Source organism: Bacillus sp. D386 (assembly GCF_006346415.1).
In genome coordinates this window covers 481,835-500,240 of the sequence record NZ_VEMV01000002.1, presented here as the reverse complement: position 1 = coordinate 500,240, position 18,406 = coordinate 481,835, and the positions used below count along the sequence as shown (strand labels likewise).

The following is an 18,406-nucleotide window of genomic DNA, read 5'->3' as shown; positions in this document are numbered from 1 at the left end:
TCAAAGAGGAATAAAAATCTTGATTCTAAAGATATCAAGCAGGACTTACGGTTAATGACTTATACTTATGTTCTTTTCTATTGTGATTAAAGGACTCATTAGATATGTTGGTTTTACCTTCTGATGGCCTGCTATGAAAAATGAATACCTCGTCCCTTCCGATTCATGATAATCCAATCCTCCTGTTTTTTAACCGTTGGGATCGGAAGTGGATTTCTTGATTCATTCCTTTAAAAAAGCAGAAAAAAATAAGAGATTATATGTTATAATTTTCTCATAATTGATGCGTTATCTATCAATTTTTGGTAAATGAGTTCTTTGAAATTTAAAAATAAAATCTTCACCCATCGATATAATTTTGCAATAATACCTATATATCATGGTGAGAATATTTTATTATGTATATGTAAAACGACGAGGGTATGCAGATTCTTAGTTGTTGGTTAAATGAGGTGTTTGTATTGGATAAGAATTTGGTATCTCTTGAAGATCGAATTCCTAAATTGAAACAGATGAGAAAAAAGAAAGCAAATAGGCGCCTAATTGGGCTGTTGACGATTTTCTTTTTACTTATATTCAGTATTATCTATTTGCAATCTCCATTGAGTCGAATCCAATCTATACAGGTCGAAGGCAATGCGTATTTGACAGATAAAGAAATCATTGAGCAAAGCGGTTTGGAAGTAGAGGATAATATTTGGGAGATTAAAGGTGACAAAATTGAAACGATGATTAAAAAACATCCCGAGATTGAGGATGTTAAATTAAAAAAAGGATTTCCCAACCATATAACATTGGAAGTCAGTGAATATAAATACACCGCCTATGTACAAAAGGGAAAGGAATATTATCCAATATTATCGAATGGTAAGATATTGGACAAGAAGTTAAGCCATATTCCTGATTCAGGGCCTTTACTTGTTTCATTTAAAGAGGGGAAACCATTGTCAATCGTTATTGGTCAGCTTGAAGAAATGTCCGAGGATGTGATGAACTCAATATCTGAGATTCACCACAATCCATCTAAGACTGATAAAACGAAAGTCACTCTTTACATGAATGACGGTTTTGAAGTAACTGCGAGTGGAGAAACTCTTGCTGAGAAGCTGGTGCATTATGCTGCAATTGTGAGTCAATTGGAGGAAGGCAGCAAAGGGGTTATCGATCTCGAAGTTGGTTCATATTTTCATTCTTATTAGTCAGATTCAAGGAGTGAAAAATGAAGGTAATTCCAAAAATTGTATTTAGGAACATAAAAAGAATCTTTGAACGTAATTTTAAGTCAACTGATATAGAAAATGAATTTTTAGGACATAGCGTATTATTTTAGTAGCTTAATTTTCTGAAATAAAACAGAATGAATTGGTTAGATGTGAGAAAATTCTTTTTTTATATGATATATGCTACAAATTTGACTTTTCTAGGCGTTCATATTGGTGTAGACTTGTAGTTAATAAGGTAATATGAAATAACAAATTGTTTTTCTAAAATATTTCTTATCATTAAAAAACAGACATTCTTTATACATTCTGATATTTTACAGGAAATAACAGGATAATAAAGGGTTTTGGCGAATAGTTGTTTTGTAGGGTTTCAAAAAGCTCAAACATAATATAGATAGCTATTAAAGGAGGTGCCAAAGGGTGCACAACAATGAAATTTATGTTAGCCTTGACATCGGTACATCCACTGTGAAAGTGATAATAGGAGAAATGGAAAATGACTCCTTGAACATAATCGGTGTGGGGAATGCAGCATCTGAAGGCTTGAAAAAAGGTCAGATTGTTGATATAGATGAAACTGTCAAATCCATTCGAAAAGCAGTTGAACAAGCTGAAAGAATGGTAGGTATGGAGATTCGTAAAGTGATTGTCGGAATCAGCGCCAATCATATTATGCTTCAGCCATGCCATGGGGTAGTCGCTGTATCCAATGACAATCGAGAGATTACAGAAGAGGATAAAACTCGTGTTAGAGAACAGGCGGAATTAGTTACAATTCCTTCTGATCGAGAAATTATTGATGTTATTCCTGTTCATTACAAAGTGGATGAAATAGATGAAATCAGCGACCCAAAAGGTATGACTGGAGTTCGCCTTGAAATGAGGGGCGTATTAATTACCGGACTCAGAACCATTTTACATAATACCCTTCGCGCTGTAGAACGTGCAGGTTTAGAAATAACTGATATTGCATTGCAGCCTATGGCGGCCGGCTCACTTGTTTTATCCAAGGATGAGCGTAATCTTGGAATAGCCCTAGTTGATATAGGTGGCGGTTCTACACAAGTCGCTGTATTTGAAGATGGGGAGTTAAAAGGAGCTACAGTTATCCCGCTTGGCGGAAATAATATTACAAAAGATATCAGCATTGTGTTAAAAACACCAACTGATGTTTCCGAACAAATTAAAGTTAGACATGGTCATGCATTTATTGATGATGATGCGGAAGAAGAAACATTCACAGTACCGGTGATTGGCAGCGAAAAACAACAGACCTGCAATCAATTTATCGTATCTGATATTATGGAAGATAGATTAACAGAAATCTTTGAAATGGTAGAAGATGCTATAGTGAATATGGGTGTAACTGATTTGCTTGGGGGGTATGTTCTCACTGGTGGAGTAGTAAAAACCCCTGGTATACTGGATTTAGCACAGAATATCTTGCAAAATCGCGTTCGTGGAGCGGAACCAAATTACATAGGTGTCAGAGAACCTCAGTACACAACTTCTGTTGGTCTTATCACATATGCATGTAACAAAGCCAGATCGCAAGGCTTGAAGTTAGGAGCGCATACTGTTGCTGCTACCAGAGAAACAACAGAAAAGCGTCCGGCTCAAAAACCAGCTCCAAAAGAAAAAGCACCAAAAAATCCAGAAGATAAAGTGAGTACAAAAATGAAAAAATTCTTCGGAGTATTTTTCGAATAAGGGAAACACTTTACCGAAAATAATAGGAGGACTTTCCATGCTAGAATTTGATACAAATATTGATTCGTTAGCAACGATAAAAGTAATCGGAGTAGGGGGCGGCGGAAATAACGCCGTTAACCGAATGATTGAACATGGCTTACAAGGGGTAGAATTTATTGCGGTTAACACAGATGCCCAAGCTTTGAATCTATCAAAAGCTGAAATAAAAATGCAAATAGGCGGTAAATTGACACGAGGACTTGGTGCAGGCGCCAATCCGGATGTTGGAAAAAAAGCTGCTGAAGAAAGTAAAGAACAAATTGAGCAAGCCCTTCAAGGAGCAGATATGGTATTTGTTACAGCTGGTATGGGCGGTGGTACCGGAACAGGAGCTGCTCCAGTTGTAGCTCAGATTGCCCGTGAGTTGGGTGCCCTGACTGTTGGTGTAGTGACAAGACCATTTACATTCGAAGGCCGTAAGCGTTCCACGCAGGCTCAGGGTGGAATTGCGGCTATGAAAGAATCTGTTGATACATTAATTGTTATTCCAAATGATCGATTATTGGAAATCGTTGATAAAAGTACACCAATGCTTGAAGCTTTCCGTGAAGCAGATAATGTTTTAAGACAAGGTGTACAAGGTATTTCTGATTTAATCGCAGTGCCAGGATTAATTAACCTGGACTTTGCAGATGTGAAAACAATTATGTCCAATAAAGGATCCGCTTTAATGGGAATCGGGGTTGCATCAGGTGAAAGCCGTGCTGCTGAAGCGGCTAAAAAAGCTATCTCCAGTCCATTGCTTGAAACATCCATTGACGGTGCTCAAGGTGTGTTAATGAACATCACTGGAGGAACGAACTTAAGCTTATTCGAAGTTCAGGAAGCTGCCGATATTGTAGCATCAGCCTCCGATCAGGAAGTAAATATGATTTTTGGTTCTGTTATTAATGAGAATCTGAAAGATGAAATTGTAGTAACTGTGATTGCGACTGGCTTCAATGAAATTGAACAACAACGTCCGGCGGCAAGACCGAACTTTGGCCAATCACGCCCTGCTCCTCAAACGAATCCAATCAAGCGCGAAGTACCTAAGCGTGAGGAATCTTATACTTCAGAACCTAGCAGAAATAATCAAGTGAGCAGCAATACTGATGATACACTTGATATTCCAACATTCTTAAGAAATCGTAATCGTCGTAGATAATATATTTCATAGAGGAAGATGATGATGTAATAGTAAATTACATCATCATCTTTTTTTGTTTTTGTAGATTCCCGCTGCAGGGTTTATAGCTCATTCTATGGATTTAGTCCGATAGTTCTATTTCAAACATTTTAATTAAGAATCTGATTGATTATCTCAATTCCTTTTTTCACCCCGATAGTTCTAATAGTTCAAATTAAATATGATTGGGGAAATTTTGCAGTAAACCATCGACAAATACTGATGAAAATATAAATAAAAAACGGTTGCACTCTTTACATGAAGTGACAACCTTTTGGATTATGTCAGGTTATAATTTCTCATATGTTCTATTAAAAAAAGTATGGGGAAACAATATGACTATTTATATTGATGCCATTTGGTTTCTCAATTGGGTCTTTGATACAAGTATATTAGTGTGGACTGCGGTTTTACTAAAAAACCAAATAAAATGGATTAGAATGCTAGCTGGAGGATTAGTGGGATCTATGGTTGTTTGGCTATATATCACTCCCTTTTCCTATTTAGCTGATCAAATTTGGCTGAAAAGCATGGTTTCTATTTTGATGGTTTTAACCGCATTTGGTTTTAGAAGTATCCGAGCATTTTTTAAAAGAGTTGTAACTTTATATGCTGTAACCTTTACAATTGGTGGAATCCTCTTAGGCAGTCACTATTTTTTTAGCTTTGAAGTGACTGAATATTTCAACGGATTCACAAGTGGAGCAGGCAGCTTCGGTGACCCGGTCAGTTGGATTTTTGTCATGATTGGATTTCCATTGGCATGGCATTTTTCAAAAAAACACATTAACATCCTTGATCTAGCCAAGTGGAATAAAGAGCAGAGGGTTACCATGATTGTTGAAATTAATGGCGTTTCATTTGAATCAGAAGGGCTTGTTGACACAGGGAATCAATTACTCGATCCATTATCCGGTTCTCCTGTAGCAATTATTTCACTCTATGGAAGGGAAACAATGATACCTGCGTCTGTATCCAAGTTAATTGACAAAGGGATCCAGAATTTGCATGGCGATTTTGCTGATTTCCCTGATGAGTGGCAAGAAAAAATGAGAATTATTCCGTGTAAGGTTGTTGGGAATGACAGTCAATTGTTAATTGCATTTAAACCAGATGTCCTATTCATTAAAGTAGCCAATGAATGTCGTGAGGTTCAAAAATGTTTAATTTCTTTTACCATGCAGCAATTATCAGGAGAAGGGCTTTTCGATTCCATTGTTCATCCAAAAATGGTACCGGCCGGTGATTCAGCATCTGCCTCTTAATGTAATAATCACTATACTCATTTCAGGAAGAAAATAGACGTTGAGGATTAGGAAAGGGGTTAAACAATTGAGAAATTTCCGCTTTAGACTATCCTATTATTGGACAAAAGTTTTAGTTAAATTAAAGCTTAAGTCAGATGAAGTGTATTATATTGGCGGCAGTGAGGCTCTTCCACCGCCACTCAGTAAGGAAGAGGAAGAAATATTAATTCATAAACTGCCTGCTGGAGATGAAACAGCAAGATCTATGCTAATTGAACGAAATCTTCGTTTAGTTGTATACATAGCACGTAAATTTGAGAATACAGGTATTAACATTGAAGATTTAATCAGTATTGGCACAATCGGCCTTATTAAAGCAGTAAATACCTTTAATCCTGAAAAGAAAATAAAGCTGGCAACATATGCATCAAGATGTATAGAAAACGAAATTTTAATGTATTTACGACGGAATAGTAAAACACGTTCCGAAGTCTCATTCGATGAACCGCTGAATATTGATTGGGATGGGAATGAATTGCTTTTATCAGATGTATTGGGCACAGATGATGATATCATCACAAAAAACTTAGAGACAAGTATTGATAAAAAACTTTTGGCTAAAGCACTGGAACAATTGAATGATCGGGAAAAGCAGATTATGGAACTAAGATTTGGCTTGGTTGGAGGGGAGGAAAAAACACAAAAGGATGTTGCTGATTTACTGGGGATATCGCAATCCTATATCTCCCGTCTTGAGAAGCGAATTATAAAAAGGCTTAGAAAAGAATTTAATAAAATGGTTTAAGGAAGGTGTAAAAAATATTTAGTCGTATAAAAGCTTTATGAAATCAGGGATTTTTCATTTAGTCACTATACGGAAATAATTTTCATATGCATATAATTCCCTCCCGCGGAGATACTTTACTTTGTACAGCAGCTCCTGCTAGGAGGGAATGGATTGACACGAAACAAAGTAGAAATATGTGGTGTGGATACATCAAAATTACCTGTTTTAAAAAATGATGAAATGCGAGAGTTGTTTAAACAGATGCAATCTGGAGAATCATCATCAGCACGGGAGAAGTTGGTTAACGGTAATCTTAGACTTGTCCTAAGTGTCATTCAGCGCTTTAATAACAGAGGTGAGTATGTTGATGACCTCTTCCAGGTTGGATGCATTGGTTTAATGAAATCGATTGACAACTTTGACTTAAGTCAGAATGTAAAATTTTCTACGTATGCTGTTCCAATGATTATTGGGGAAATTCGCCGTTATTTACGGGATAATAACCCGATTAGGGTTTCCAGATCGTTGAGAGATATTGCATACAAGGCTTTACAGGTCAGAGAGAGACTGATGAGTGAAACATCGAGAGAACCGACATCTGAAGAAATTGCAAAAGCTCTTGATGTTACGTATGAAGAGGTAGTATTCGCACTAGATGCAATCCAGGACCCAGTGTCATTATTTGAACCTATCTACAATGATGGAGGCGATCCAATTTTTGTAATGGATCAGCTCAGTGATGAGAAGAGTAAAGATAGCACATGGATTAATGAGATTGCATTAAAAGATGGCATGCGCAGGTTAAATGAGCGTGAGAAAATGATCCTTAAGAAACGTTTCTTCCAAGGGAAAACGCAAATGGAAGTTGCTGAGGAAATCGGAATTTCACAGGCACAGGTATCCCGCTTGGAAAAAGCGGCTATTCGCCAAATGAATAAAAATATCTAGCTGCTGATTAATGAACTTATAATTAAATATGTATTGCCCTTAAGCTATCCTCATTTGCAGGATAGTTTTTATTTATATTAGGCCAATTTATTATAGCAGAGTCTTCATTCCTATTTAAAAGAGGGGAACTCAAAATTCTTGCATCACCAGCATCTGTTTTTTATGGTTTTGTAGATAGCCAGATATGAAAGAAACTAAATCCTTTTCTTATAACGTTCAAGATTTGATGGATAGGAGGGCGTTCCAGAGAGAAGTTCTTTATTGTTCTTTCCATTCATATAATGCCTGTAACTACAGATCCCGAGTGGAGGAGATAGAGTATGATTAAAATTTCTGAGTTACAAGTCAAAGATATCGTAAATACATTCGACGGAAAACGATTGGGAAATGTTGAAGATATTGAAATTAATCTAAGTACTGGGAAAATAGAAAGTATAACGGTAGCAAACAGTAAAATGCTTTCGTTTTTAAATAAAGAGGAAGACACTGTCATTCCGTGGTATAAAATTAAAATGATTGGAGAAGATGTGATTCTTGTGGAATACAAGGGATACGGAAGTTTTAATGATTAGAAGAAGAAAATTATGCGGGATTGTGATAAAATGAAAGAAAAATCGAGGGGTATTAGCTTGGAACCATTTGTTCAGTTTTCCGAATCATTTATGTCGATAAAAGGTTGGAAGGATTGGCATCCGAATTTATTGGCGGGATTTACTACGAAGAACGGAGGCATCAGCGATTTTCCGTTTCAGTCGATGAATACAGCTTTTCACGTCTTTGATTTAGATGGAAAAGTAATAGAAAACAGGCGTATTCTAGCTGACCAGCTCCATTTTCCTGTTGAAAGATGGGTTGGAGCTGAGCAGACGCATGAAGCGTCTATTTTGAAAATTGACAAAAGTCATGCCGGGCTTGGTGCTATAGATTATAAAACAGCATTAAAAGCAACGGATGGTTTATATACAAAAGAAAGCGGAATATTATTGACGCTTTGTTTTGCAGATTGTGTACCCGTATATTTTATGGCGCCTAACCATCATTTGATTGGGATTGTACATGCAGGCTGGAAGGGGACGGTTGCTGGCATAGGTTCATCTATGATTGATATCTGGAGACAGGATGAAGGTGTTCAGCCTGAAGAGATATATGCTGCAATAGGGCCATCTATTTGCCAAAACTGTTATACGGTCGACAAAAAAGTAATTAACTATTTAGAGGTTATACTAGAAGAACAGACAAAAACCGCTTATAATCAAATTACGGAGAATCAATATCAGCTTGATTTAAAGCTGGCGAATGCTTTAATTCTTCAGAAAGCCGGTATTTTACCAGAGAATATTATGACAACTGGTTTTTGTACAAGTTGTGATGATTCTTACTTTTTTTCTCACCGACGTGATGAGGGGAAAACTGGTCGAATGTTGGGGTTAATCGGCTGGAAGGAGGAGTAGGATATTGGAAGTGACGGAAAACCTGCAAATCATTCATGAAAAAATCGAGAGTGCTGCAAAACGTGCAGGTCGTAATCCACAAGATATACAAATAATTGCTGTTACAAAATATGTTTCAACAAAACGTGCTCTAGAAGCCTATAAAGCCGGAATTAAAAACTTTGGTGAAAACCGCTCGGAAGGATTAATAGCCAAGCAAGAGGGTATAAAAGAACGACCAGTTTGGCATTTTATCGGTTCGCTTCAAACGAGAAAGGTAAAAACGATCATAAATCGTGTGGACGTTCTACATTCTCTTGATCGCTTATCATTGGCTGAAGAAATAGAAAAGAGAGCCACGCGCCCGATTGACTGTTTTGTTCAGATAAATGTAAGCGGAGAAGATACTAAACATGGAATACAGCCTCAGATTGCAATTGAGTTTGTACAACAGCTTGCTGAATTTGAAAAAATTAGGGTAATGGGACTTATGACGATGGCTCCTTTCACAGATGATGAAGAAGAAATACGTACTTGTTTCCGTAAACTCAAAGAATTGCAAGTAGTGATACAAAATATGAAGTTGCCCAATGCCCCATGCACAGAACTCTCAATGGGCATGTCTAATGACTATGAAATCGCCATTGAAGAGGGTGCAACCATGGTTAGAATCGGAACTGCCTTGGTAGGGAATGAATAAAAGAGAGGTGTAAATGATGTCAATCGTATCAAAAATGAAAACGTTCTTTGCACTCGAGGATGAAGAATATGAGTATGAGGAACAATATGTTGAAGAAGAAAAAGTTCCGGCAAAAGTGAATAAACATGATCAGCAGCAAAAACAACAAAATATAGTGAGTCTTCAAAGCATACAGAAATCTTCTAAGTTAGTATTGCTGGAACCAAGAGCGTATGCAGATGCTCAGGAGATTGCCGACCATTTAAAAAATCGCCGTGGGGTTGTTGTGAATTTACAAAGGATTTCACCAGACCAGGCTAGAAGAATTGTTGACTTTTTAAGTGGGACAGTCTATGCAATCGGTGGGGATATTCAGCGTATCGGGTCAAATATATTCTTATGTACCCCTGATAATGTTGATGTTTCAGGTTCCATCTCTGGATATGCTCAAGAAGATGAACTGGAGGATATAAGGTGGTAAGTAAATAATGGATATATTTTTTTATATACTTTATAAAGCAGTAGATATATATTCCTGGGCCTTAATTATTTACATATTAATGTCGTGGTTTCCAAATGCAAGGGATACAGGAATTGGAATGTTTTTAGCACGCATATGTGAGCCGTTTTTGGAACCATTCAGGAGAATTGTACCTTCGCTCGGCATGATTGATATTTCTCCAATTATAGCGATTCTTGTGTTAAATATGGCACGAGTAGGAATCTCCGCGTTGGCAGGCATTTTTTAAGAAGAATGTTAGCTCCCTTTCAAAACAGGGAGCTTTTATATTTTAGCTGGAGGATGTAAATGGATATTTATCAGCATTTTCGTCAGGAAGAAAGAGAATTTATCGATCAGGTGCTTGGATGGATTGATCAAGTGCAGGAGCAATATGCCCCTAAACTGACAGATTTTCTTGACCCCAGAGAATCAGAGATTGTAAGGATGCTAATTGGTACAAATGGAGATGTACATGTTTCCTTTTTTGGAGGAAGCGAAGCGGCCGAGCGGCAAAGAGCGCTCCTCTATCCGGACTATTATGAACCGCAAATCGAGGATTACGAACTGACCATTTATGAATTATTTTATTCTGCAAAATTTACGACACTGAAACATAGGCAGATTCTTGGCACGTTAATGTCTGTTGGCTTAAAGAGAGAAAAATTTGGTGATATATGGATTGAAGGCGAGCGAGTACAATTCGTTGTTGCAAAAGATGTAGCATCCTATCTGGAGATGAATATATCTAAAATGGGCAATGCGGGTGTAAAGTTTCAGGAAATACCTGCTGATCAGGCTATGACTGTTACGGAACAATGGAAGGAATGCCAAGTGACAGTTTCCTCCATGAGAATTGATACGATATTGTCGGCTATCGCCAATATTTCGAGGCAAAAGAGCCAAACACTCGTACAGCAGGGGCGTGTTAAGGTAAACTGGAAACAAGTCGATAATCCATCATATGAAATCAGAGAAAGTGATGTGTTATCCACTCGTGGGATAGGAAGAATGAAGATATTTTCCATTGAAGGAAAAACAAAGAAAGATAAATGGAAAATAAAGTGTGGTATACAAAAATAATCAGGAATTTAGAAGGAATATCACCATTACTGTCGAAAGCATAGTATAATAATTAAGAGAAGAATCAGTATTCGGAGGTGCAGTCTATGCCATTATCACCGCTAGACATACATAACAAGGAATTCGGCAGAGGATTCCGCGGTTACGATGAAGATGAAGTAAATGAGTTTCTTGACCAAATAATTAAAGATTACGAGTTGGTCCTTCGAGATAAGAAAGATCTTGAAGCCAAAGTGGAAGAGTTGGAACAACGCCTTGAGCATTTCTCCAGCATTGAGGAAACGTTGAATAAATCAATCGTCATTGCTCAGGAAGCCGGAGAAGATGTCAAACGAAATTCTCAAAAAGAGGCTAAATTGATTATGAAGGAAGCAGAAAAAAATGCTGACCGAATTGTCAATGAGGCATTATCTAAAGCAAGAAAAATTGCTATTGAAATTGAAGACCTTAAAAAGCAATCTAAAGTATTCAGAATGCGTTTTAAAATGCTTGTTGAAGCCCAGCTTGATTTATTAAACAGTGAAGATTGGGATAAACTTCTTAAATATGACGTGGATGCCACTGAATTTGATATCGACCTGAATGAAGAAGAAATGTAAGGTCTTGACTTTATCGTAAGTTATTGAATATAATATTTTAACAAATCTATTCAAAAAATGTTAAAACGAAGACGGGAACAGTACATCAGATCATACTTTTTGTAGCGAGCCGGGGAAGGTGGGAGTCCGGTAAAAGAATCTGGATGGAAGATCATCCCTGAGTCTGCTTTTGAACCCAGCTTGGCTGGCAGTAAATAGCGGCGAGTCATTCACGTTACGAATACCAAGAGGAATATTGTCAGGCAATATTCTAAAAGGGTGGTACCGCGGAAATATAGCCTTTTCGTCCCTTTACCGGGATGAAAAGGCTTTTTTGTATTTATTTATGAGGAAGTTTAAGGAGTGAATGGAATGGAATTTAAAGACACATTATTGATGCCTAAAACAGAATTTCCAATGCGTGGGAATTTACCAAAAAGAGAACCGGAAGTTCAAGCAGGTTGGGAAGAAAAAAATATTTACAAATTAGTACAGGAGCGTACAAAGGACCTTCCTAAATTTGTGCTGCATGACGGACCTCCTTATGCGAATGGAAACATTCATATCGGGCATGCGATGAATAAAATCTTAAAGGATTTTATTGTTCGCTTTAAATCAATGAATGGTTATAATGCGCCATATGTACCAGGTTGGGATACTCATGGTTTACCAATTGAAACAGCGCTAACTAAAAACAAAAAAGTAAATCGTAAGGAAATGACAATCGCTGACTTCCGTAAACTTTGTGAGGAATATGCTTATACACAAATTGATCAGCAGCGCACTCAATTTAAACGTTTAGGTGTAAGAGGGGACTGGGAAAATCCTTACATCACACTGAAACCTGAATATGAAGCTGAGCAAATCAAAGTTTTCGGTGATATGGCGAAAAAAGGCTATATCTATAAAGGATTAAAACCGGTTTATTGGTCTCCTTCCAGTGAATCTGCACTAGCTGAAGCGGAAATCGAATACCACGACAAGAAATCAGCATCTATCTTTGTTGCATTTGATGTGAAGGACGGCAAAGGAGTAGTGGAAGAGGGAGCGAAGTTCATTATTTGGACAACGACACCTTGGACTATTCCAGCTAACCTTGGAATTGCTGTTCACCCACGCCTTGATTATGTACTTGTGAATGTTGATGGTACAAAATATATTGTGGCTGAAACACTATTGCCTTCCGTTAAAGAAACACTTGGATGGGAGAATGCTGAAGTTGAGAAGACTGTTAAAGGTGCTGAACTGGAATATGTAGTCACTAAACATCCATTGTATGACCGTGACTCACTTGTTATTTTAGGAGAGCATGTAACCACTGATGCAGGTACAGGCTGTGTTCATACTGCGCCAGGACATGGTGAAGATGACTTTATCGTAGGTCAGAAATATAATCTTGGAGTACTCTGCCCAGTGGATGGAAAAGGCCATATGACTTCTGATGCTCCTGGATTTGAAGGATTATTCTATGATAAAGCAAACAAAGAAATCACGGATAAACTCGAGGAAGTCGGTGCTCTGTTAAAACTTGATTTCATTACACACTCTTATCCGCATGATTGGAGAACGAAAAAGCCAACAATTTTCCGTGCAACCGATCAATGGTTTGCTTCTGTTGATGATATCCGTGAAGACCTATTGCAGCAGATCAAAGAAACTAAATGGGTACCTGCATGGGGTGAAACGAGATTATTTAACATGATTCGTGATCGTGGAGACTGGTGTATTTCCCGTCAGCGTGCATGGGGCGTACCGATTCCGGTGTTTTATGCAGAAAATGGTGAAGCAATCATTACAGATGAAACGATTAAGCATGTATCTGATTTATTCCGACAATACGGTTCCACTGTTTGGTTTGAGAAAGACGCAAAAGATCTTCTCCCAGAAGGCTTTACACATGAAGGCAGCCCGAATGGCTTATTTACGAAAGAAACAGATATTATGGACGTATGGTTTGATTCTGGTTCCTCCCATCAATCAGTTCTTGAAGCAAGAGAAGATTTGAGAAGACCAGCTGACCTTTACCTCGAGGGTTCAGACCAATATCGTGGATGGTTTAACTCCTCTTTGATCACGTCAGTTGCTGTTACTGGTAAAGCTCCTTACAAGGAAGTATTAAGCCACGGATTTACACTTGATGGAGAAGGCCGTAAAATGAGTAAATCCCTAGGAAACACAATTGACCCATTAAAAGTTATCAATCAAATGGGTGCAGATATTCTGCGTCTTTGGGTTGCGAGTGTCGATTACCAGGCTGATGTACGTGTTTCTGATAATATCCTGAAACAAGTATCCGAAGTATATCGTAAAATTCGTAACACATTCAGATTCCTGCTTGGAAACCTGAGCGGATTTAACGCAGAGCATGATGCTGTTTCTTACGAGAATCTTCGTGAAGTGGATCAATATATGCTCATTAAGTTAAATGATTTGGTTGATCAGGTAAAACAATCCTATGACAATTATGAATTTGCTGATATCTATAATGGTATCAATAATTTCTGTACACAGGATTTAAGTTCCTTCTATCTGGATTATGCAAAGGATATTCTATACTGCGATGCGGAAAACAGTGATGGCCGCCGTGCAATTCAAACTGTACTGCATGAATGCGTTATGAAGCTAGTTAAATTGATTGCTCCTATTCTGCCGCATACAGCTGATGAAGTTTGGACTTTTATCGATGATGCTGATGCAGAGAGCGTACAATTAACAGATATGCCGTCGGTTGAAAATTATCCAAATAGTACAGCTGTTAAAGCTAAATGGGATCTGTTCATGAATTTGCGTGATGATGTCCTTAAAGCGCTTGAAGAAGCAAGAAATGCAAAAGTAATTGGTAAATCATTAAATGCGAAAGTAGCATTGTATGTAAGTGAAGAAACAAAAGATTTGCTTGAAAGCATTGAAGAAAGCCTTGAACAATTATTTATCGTTTCTTCAGTGGAAGTTGCCGGATACATTTACGATGCACCGGAAGAAGCTATTAAGTTAGAGCATGCGGCAATTTTAGTCACAAAAGCAAATGGAGAAACTTGTGAACGTTGCTGGAATATTAGTGAAGAGGTTGGTACAATTGAGAAACATCCAACTTTATGTGAACGCTGCTCTACAGTGGTAGATAACGAATATCCAGAACTCGGATAAGGTTATTTAAAATGATAGAGAACCGATTTCCTGAGTGCTTAAGCAATCAGCGAAAAGTGAGGCATACTCTCATTTGAAGTGTTAGATAAGTTTTATGTGTGGGCAGTAGAGGTGATAGACCAACCTGTCCAAAATACTGGGATGCTATTCCTTCTATAGGCCCTTTCATTTATTCGAAAGGGCCTGTATTTTTGTTAAAGTTCTAAAACATTTGTTAGATAGATATGCTACAATTTGTTAAGCAGTGTGTACATTTTAAGCAGGCAGGGGGCAAGCTTATGTTATATATGTATTATTTGATTGCGTTGCTCATTATCATGATTGACCAATTTACAAAATGGTTGGTCGTTAAGTATATGACCTTAGGGGAGAGTATACCAATCATTGAAAACTTTCTATACATCACCTCGCACAGAAACCGAGGGGCGGCATGGGGAATTCTTCAGGGACAAATGTGGTTTTTTTACATCGTAACAACCGTGGTTATTATTGGAATTGTCTTTTACATAAGAAAATTCAGTACCGATAAGTTGACGGGGATATCCCTTGGACTTATTCTTGGGGGAGCGATTGGTAATTTTATTGATCGGATTTTCCGCAATGAAGTGGTTGATTTTGTGCATACGTATATATTCTCATACAGTTTTCCTGTCTTTAATGTGGCAGATTCTGCTCTTTGTATAGGAGTTGGATTATTGGTTATTGCTATGTTTATGGAGGAAAAAAGAGCTAAGGAGCTAAAGAATGGATAGTCAAAGACTGATAGTAACAGAAGAACAAAAAGGTGAAAGGCTTGATAAAGTCCTTTCCGTTTTAAATGAAGAATGGTCACGTTCTCAAGTCCAGCAGTGGATAAAAGAAGGGAATATTCTGGTGAATGACAAACAGATAAAGGCAAATTATAAATGTCAGCCTGGTGACTCTATTGAAATCACACCATCAGAGCCAGAGGAACTTGATGTTGTAGCTGAGAACATTCCTCTTGATATTTATTATGAGGATGCGGATGTCATTGTTGTCAATAAACCAAAAGGCATGGTTGTACATCCGGCAGCAGGACATGGATCAGGTACACTTGTAAATGCTTTAATGTACCATTGCAAGGATTTATCAGGGATCAATGGTGTGATGCGTCCAGGTATCGTCCATCGTATCGATAAGGATACTTCAGGATTGCTCATGGTCGCTAAAAATGATTATGCGCATGAGAGACTTGTAAAGCAATTAACTGAAAAAACAGTTACCCGGAAGTATAAGGCACTTGTCCACGGTATCATTCCACATGATGCAGGAACGGTAGATGCGCCGATAGGCCGTGATAAACGAGATCGTCAAAGCATGACAGTAACAGACGATAATTCTAGGCATGCAGTTACACATTTTCATGTACTGGAAAGATTTAAAGACTTTACTTTTATTGAATGTCAGCTTGAAACAGGACGCACTCATCAAATTCGTGTCCATATGAAATATATTGGTTATCCTCTTGCTGGTGACCCTAAGTATGGACCAAGAAAAACTCCTGATTTAAATGGACAGGCTTTACATGCAGCAGTTCTGGGATTTGTCCATCCTAGAACAGAGGAATATTTGGAATTTGAAGCTCCATTACCAGCATATTTTGTCGATTATTTGGAAACTTTAAGAATTGACTGTTGACAAGGATAACAATCCTAAAGTAATATAGATACAACTGAATAGGGTCCTTTAAATACAGTCCCGTGAGGCTGAAAAGGTACGTGAAAACTAATGGAAGATGTGTGTCTTTTTCTATGGTTTATTATATCCTTTTGCCTACACGGCAAAAGGATTTTTTACGTTTTTTAGGAAAGGGACGATGATATGTTAGAGAAAGCAATCTTGCTTGATGAAAAGGCAATCTCAAGAGCGTTAACAAGGATTTCTCATGAAATTATCGAGAAAAATAAGGGTGTGAGTGATTGTGTGTTGATCGGTATTCGTACCCGTGGTATTTTTCTTGCTAAACGTCTGGGAGAAAGAATTCACGAAATTGAAGGAGCGGAAATTCCTGTTGGTGAACTGGATATTACCTTGTACCGGGATGATTTAAGCACAAAGACAAAAAGCGGGGATCCACAGGTAAATGGATCAGATGTATCATTTAGCTTAAAAGATAAGAAAGTCATTCTGGTTGATGATGTTTTATATACTGGCAGAACGGCGAGAGCAGCTCTTGATGCTCTTATAGATATTGGCAGACCGGCTCAAATCCAATTAGCTGTCCTGATCGACAGAGGGCACAGAGAGCTTCCAATCCGAGCTGATTATGTAGGCAAGAATATACCTACTGCAAAAAATGAAAAGATTGTCGTCAAATTAAAAGAAATGGATGATGGTGAACAAGTCTCCATTTTTGAATAAAAAAACCTTTTTAATTCAGTCCTGTGAGGCTGAAAAGGGGAGCATGCGATATTTGCTTATGCAAATAATCATCTCCCTTCGAAACCTATTAATTTCATCAGGGAGGCAATAATTATGACTTCTATAGAAATAGCAAACAATCCTCAAATAAGGTACGATGTCAATGAAAAACCTACTCCGAAGCAATGGTTTATATTAAGCCTGCAGCATTTATTTGCGATGTTTGGTTCAACCATTCTTGTACCGATTCTAACAGGGCTGGATCCTGGAATTGCCCTATTGACAAGCGGTATAGGTACACTGGTTTACATTCTGATCACCAAAGGGCAAATACCTGCTTATCTTGGTTCATCCTTTGCCTTTATCTATCCGATTACTTTACTAAATGAAAGCAGCGGTGTTGGTTCTGCTTTAGTAGGCGGCTTTTTGATTGGACTTGTTTATGCACTCGTTGCTTTATTAGTTAAAAAACTAGGCACTAAAACCATCCTAAACTTTTTACCGCCTGTAGTCGTAGGTCCTATCATTATGGTAATTGGTCTTGGTCTTGCCTCAACAGCAGTCAATATGGCCATGTATGAAAATCCGAATGCAGAAGTGCTTGTTTACAGCACAAAACATATTACGGTTGCCTTAATTACACTTGCCATCACAATCACATGCAGTGTTGTCTTTAAAAACTTTTTTTCACTGATTCCAGTATTAATCGGTATTATTGGTGGTTATATTACCGCCTGCTTCTTTGGAATTGTAGATTTCACTCCGGTAAAAGAAGCAGCCTGGTTCCAGCTTCCAAATTTCACGGTGCCATTCGTAGATTATACACCGGCTTTAACATGGGAAATTATTCTGATCATGATTCCAATTGCCATCGTTCCAATATCAGAACATATTGGCGATCAATTAGTTCTTGGTAAACTTGCTGGACGCAATTTTGTTGAGAAACCGGGTCTACATCGTTCGTTATTTGGCGATGGAGTTTCCATTATGATTGCATCTTGCCTGGGTGGTCCTCCGAATACAACCTATGGAGAAAATATTGGTGTTATGGGTCTTACAAGAGTATTCAGTGTTTATGTAATAGGCGGAGCAGCGGTATTCGCAATCTTGTTCGGATTTATTGGAAAAATTTCAGCCCTTATTCAATCCATTCCATCAGCTGTGATGGGTGGGGTGTCCATTCTTCTGTTCGGCATCATAGCTTCAAGCGGTTTACGGATGTTGATCGACAGCAAAATCGATTTATCTAAAAATAGAAACTTAGTCATATCCTCTGTTATTTTAATCATTGGTGTTGGTGGTGCAATGCTCAAAATTACCGATCATGCCTCCATTTCTGGAATGGCATTGGCCGCCATTGTAGGTGTCATCTTAAATCTTGTACTTCCCGGTAAGGAAACCAGTGAAAGTCAGGGTTGAAAGTAGATCCAACAAGTAAAATACAGGGGTTAGATTAAGTGCGATAATTCCAGTATGCGATATT

The 18,406-nt window shown here is 37.9% G+C and carries 18 protein-coding genes and 1 other annotated feature; all 18 genes read left to right on the top strand.

What is annotated here, in order from left to right; translation table 11 throughout:
* Nucleotides 1–452 precede the first annotated feature (452 nt).
* The 18 genes from FHY45_RS07410 (at nucleotide 453) to uraA (ending at nucleotide 18,342) form a co-directional block, all read left to right on the top strand.
* On the top strand, nucleotides 453–1,199 hold the full coding sequence (locus FHY45_RS07410) for a cell division protein FtsQ/DivIB (protein ID WP_257468950.1): 747 nt from the start codon (nucleotides 453–455) through the stop codon (nucleotides 1,197–1,199).
* 444 nt (nucleotides 1,200–1,643) lie between these two features.
* The gene (gene ftsA / locus FHY45_RS07405; RefSeq protein WP_139891296.1) at nucleotides 1,644–2,933 is read left to right on the top strand and encodes a cell division protein FtsA; all 1,290 of its coding nucleotides are present in this window, start codon (nucleotides 1,644–1,646) and stop codon (nucleotides 2,931–2,933) included.
* A gap of 37 nt (nucleotides 2,934–2,970) precedes the next feature.
* Complete coding sequence (gene ftsZ, locus FHY45_RS07400; protein ID WP_066100689.1) at nucleotides 2,971–4,122, top strand: cell division protein FtsZ; 1,152 nt, start codon at nucleotides 2,971–2,973, stop codon at nucleotides 4,120–4,122.
* Nucleotides 4,123–4,478: 356 nt separating this feature from the next.
* A complete protein-coding gene (gene spoIIGA, locus FHY45_RS07395) occupies nucleotides 4,479–5,408 on the top strand; it encodes a sigma-E processing peptidase SpoIIGA (RefSeq protein ID WP_180349913.1) in 930 nt (309 codons plus the stop codon).
* A 67-nt stretch (nucleotides 5,409–5,475) separates the two neighbouring features.
* Complete coding sequence (gene sigE, locus FHY45_RS07390; protein ID WP_066100683.1) at nucleotides 5,476–6,195, top strand: RNA polymerase sporulation sigma factor SigE; 720 nt, start codon at nucleotides 5,476–5,478, stop codon at nucleotides 6,193–6,195.
* 153 nt (nucleotides 6,196–6,348) lie between these two features.
* Nucleotides 6,349–7,125: an RNA polymerase sporulation sigma factor SigG gene (gene sigG / locus FHY45_RS07385; RefSeq protein WP_066100680.1), complete on the top strand. Its 777-nt coding sequence runs from the start codon at nucleotides 6,349–6,351 to the stop codon at nucleotides 7,123–7,125.
* A 320-nt stretch (nucleotides 7,126–7,445) separates the two neighbouring features.
* Nucleotides 7,446–7,697, top strand: a complete 252-nt coding sequence (locus tag FHY45_RS07380) for a YlmC/YmxH family sporulation protein (RefSeq protein ID WP_139891294.1) — start codon at nucleotides 7,446–7,448, stop codon at nucleotides 7,695–7,697.
* 30 nt (nucleotides 7,698–7,727) lie between these two features.
* Nucleotides 7,728–8,576, top strand: coding sequence for a peptidoglycan editing factor PgeF (gene pgeF / locus FHY45_RS07375; protein WP_139891293.1), 849 nt, complete (start codon nucleotides 7,728–7,730; stop codon nucleotides 8,574–8,576).
* 4 nt (nucleotides 8,577–8,580) lie between these two features.
* Complete coding sequence (locus FHY45_RS07370) at nucleotides 8,581–9,255, top strand: YggS family pyridoxal phosphate-dependent enzyme (protein WP_139891292.1); 675 nt, start codon at nucleotides 8,581–8,583, stop codon at nucleotides 9,253–9,255.
* A gap of 16 nt (nucleotides 9,256–9,271) precedes the next feature.
* Nucleotides 9,272–9,715, top strand: a complete 444-nt coding sequence (locus FHY45_RS07365; protein WP_066100673.1) for a cell division protein SepF — start codon at nucleotides 9,272–9,274, stop codon at nucleotides 9,713–9,715.
* 7 nt (nucleotides 9,716–9,722) lie between these two features.
* Nucleotides 9,723–9,983: a YggT family protein gene (locus tag FHY45_RS07360; RefSeq protein ID WP_139891291.1), complete on the top strand. Its 261-nt coding sequence runs from the start codon at nucleotides 9,723–9,725 to the stop codon at nucleotides 9,981–9,983.
* Between the two features lie 59 nt (nucleotides 9,984–10,042).
* On the top strand, nucleotides 10,043–10,816 hold the full coding sequence (locus FHY45_RS07355; RefSeq protein ID WP_139891290.1) for a YlmH family RNA-binding protein: 774 nt from the start codon (nucleotides 10,043–10,045) through the stop codon (nucleotides 10,814–10,816).
* An 86-nt stretch (nucleotides 10,817–10,902) separates the two neighbouring features.
* Entirely contained in the window at nucleotides 10,903–11,415 is a 513-nt protein-coding gene (locus tag FHY45_RS07350) for a DivIVA domain-containing protein (RefSeq protein ID WP_139891289.1), read from the top strand.
* Between the two features lie 59 nt (nucleotides 11,416–11,474).
* Nucleotides 11,475–11,709 (top strand) — a binding site (T-box leader).
* A 57-nt stretch (nucleotides 11,710–11,766) separates the two neighbouring features.
* Complete coding sequence (gene ileS / locus FHY45_RS07345) at nucleotides 11,767–14,541, top strand: isoleucine--tRNA ligase (protein ID WP_139891288.1); 2,775 nt, start codon at nucleotides 11,767–11,769, stop codon at nucleotides 14,539–14,541.
* 278 nt (nucleotides 14,542–14,819) lie between these two features.
* Nucleotides 14,820–15,293 (top strand): signal peptidase II, encoded by a 474-nt coding sequence (gene lspA, locus FHY45_RS07340; RefSeq protein WP_066100658.1) that lies wholly within the window; start codon nucleotides 14,820–14,822, stop codon nucleotides 15,291–15,293.
* On the top strand, nucleotides 15,286–16,200 hold the full coding sequence (locus tag FHY45_RS07335) for an RluA family pseudouridine synthase (protein ID WP_066100655.1): 915 nt from the start codon (nucleotides 15,286–15,288) through the stop codon (nucleotides 16,198–16,200). The genes lspA and FHY45_RS07335 overlap by 8 nt, the downstream gene beginning before the upstream one ends.
* Before the next feature lie 183 nt (nucleotides 16,201–16,383).
* On the top strand, nucleotides 16,384–16,923 hold the full coding sequence (pyrR, locus tag FHY45_RS07330) for a bifunctional pyr operon transcriptional regulator/uracil phosphoribosyltransferase PyrR (protein WP_066100653.1): 540 nt from the start codon (nucleotides 16,384–16,386) through the stop codon (nucleotides 16,921–16,923).
* Nucleotides 16,924–17,037: 114 nt separating this feature from the next.
* Complete coding sequence (gene uraA / locus FHY45_RS07325; RefSeq protein WP_139891287.1) at nucleotides 17,038–18,342, top strand: uracil permease; 1,305 nt, start codon at nucleotides 17,038–17,040, stop codon at nucleotides 18,340–18,342.
* Nucleotides 18,343–18,406 lie beyond the last annotated feature (64 nt).

What these genes read in the sequence shown, in the direction of transcription:
- FHY45_RS07360 (WP_139891291.1), top strand. Translation starts at nt 9,723, where the DNA reads ATGGATATATTTTTTTATATACTTTATAAAGCAGTAGATATATATTCC.
- pyrR (WP_066100653.1), top strand. Translation starts at nt 16,384, where the DNA reads ATGTTAGAGAAAGCAATCTTGCTTGATGAAAAGGCAATCTCAAGAGCG.
- FHY45_RS07365 (WP_066100673.1), top strand. Translation starts at nt 9,272, where the DNA reads ATGTCAATCGTATCAAAAATGAAAACGTTCTTTGCACTCGAGGATGAA.
- lspA (WP_066100658.1), top strand. Translation starts at nt 14,820, where the DNA reads ATGTTATATATGTATTATTTGATTGCGTTGCTCATTATCATGATTGAC.
- FHY45_RS07355 (WP_139891290.1), top strand. Translation starts at nt 10,043, where the DNA reads ATGGATATTTATCAGCATTTTCGTCAGGAAGAAAGAGAATTTATCGAT.
- FHY45_RS07380 (WP_139891294.1), top strand. Translation starts at nt 7,446, where the DNA reads ATGATTAAAATTTCTGAGTTACAAGTCAAAGATATCGTAAATACATTC.
- spoIIGA (WP_180349913.1), top strand. Translation starts at nt 4,479, where the DNA reads ATGACTATTTATATTGATGCCATTTGGTTTCTCAATTGGGTCTTTGAT.
- uraA (WP_139891287.1), top strand. Translation starts at nt 17,038, where the DNA reads ATGACTTCTATAGAAATAGCAAACAATCCTCAAATAAGGTACGATGTC.
- FHY45_RS07350 (WP_139891289.1), top strand. Translation starts at nt 10,903, where the DNA reads ATGCCATTATCACCGCTAGACATACATAACAAGGAATTCGGCAGAGGA.
- FHY45_RS07335 (WP_066100655.1), top strand. Translation starts at nt 15,286, where the DNA reads ATGGATAGTCAAAGACTGATAGTAACAGAAGAACAAAAAGGTGAAAGG.
- ileS (WP_139891288.1), top strand. Translation starts at nt 11,767, where the DNA reads ATGGAATTTAAAGACACATTATTGATGCCTAAAACAGAATTTCCAATG.
- pgeF (WP_139891293.1), top strand. Translation starts at nt 7,728, where the DNA reads ATGAAAGAAAAATCGAGGGGTATTAGCTTGGAACCATTTGTTCAGTTT.
- ftsZ (WP_066100689.1), top strand. Translation starts at nt 2,971, where the DNA reads ATGCTAGAATTTGATACAAATATTGATTCGTTAGCAACGATAAAAGTA.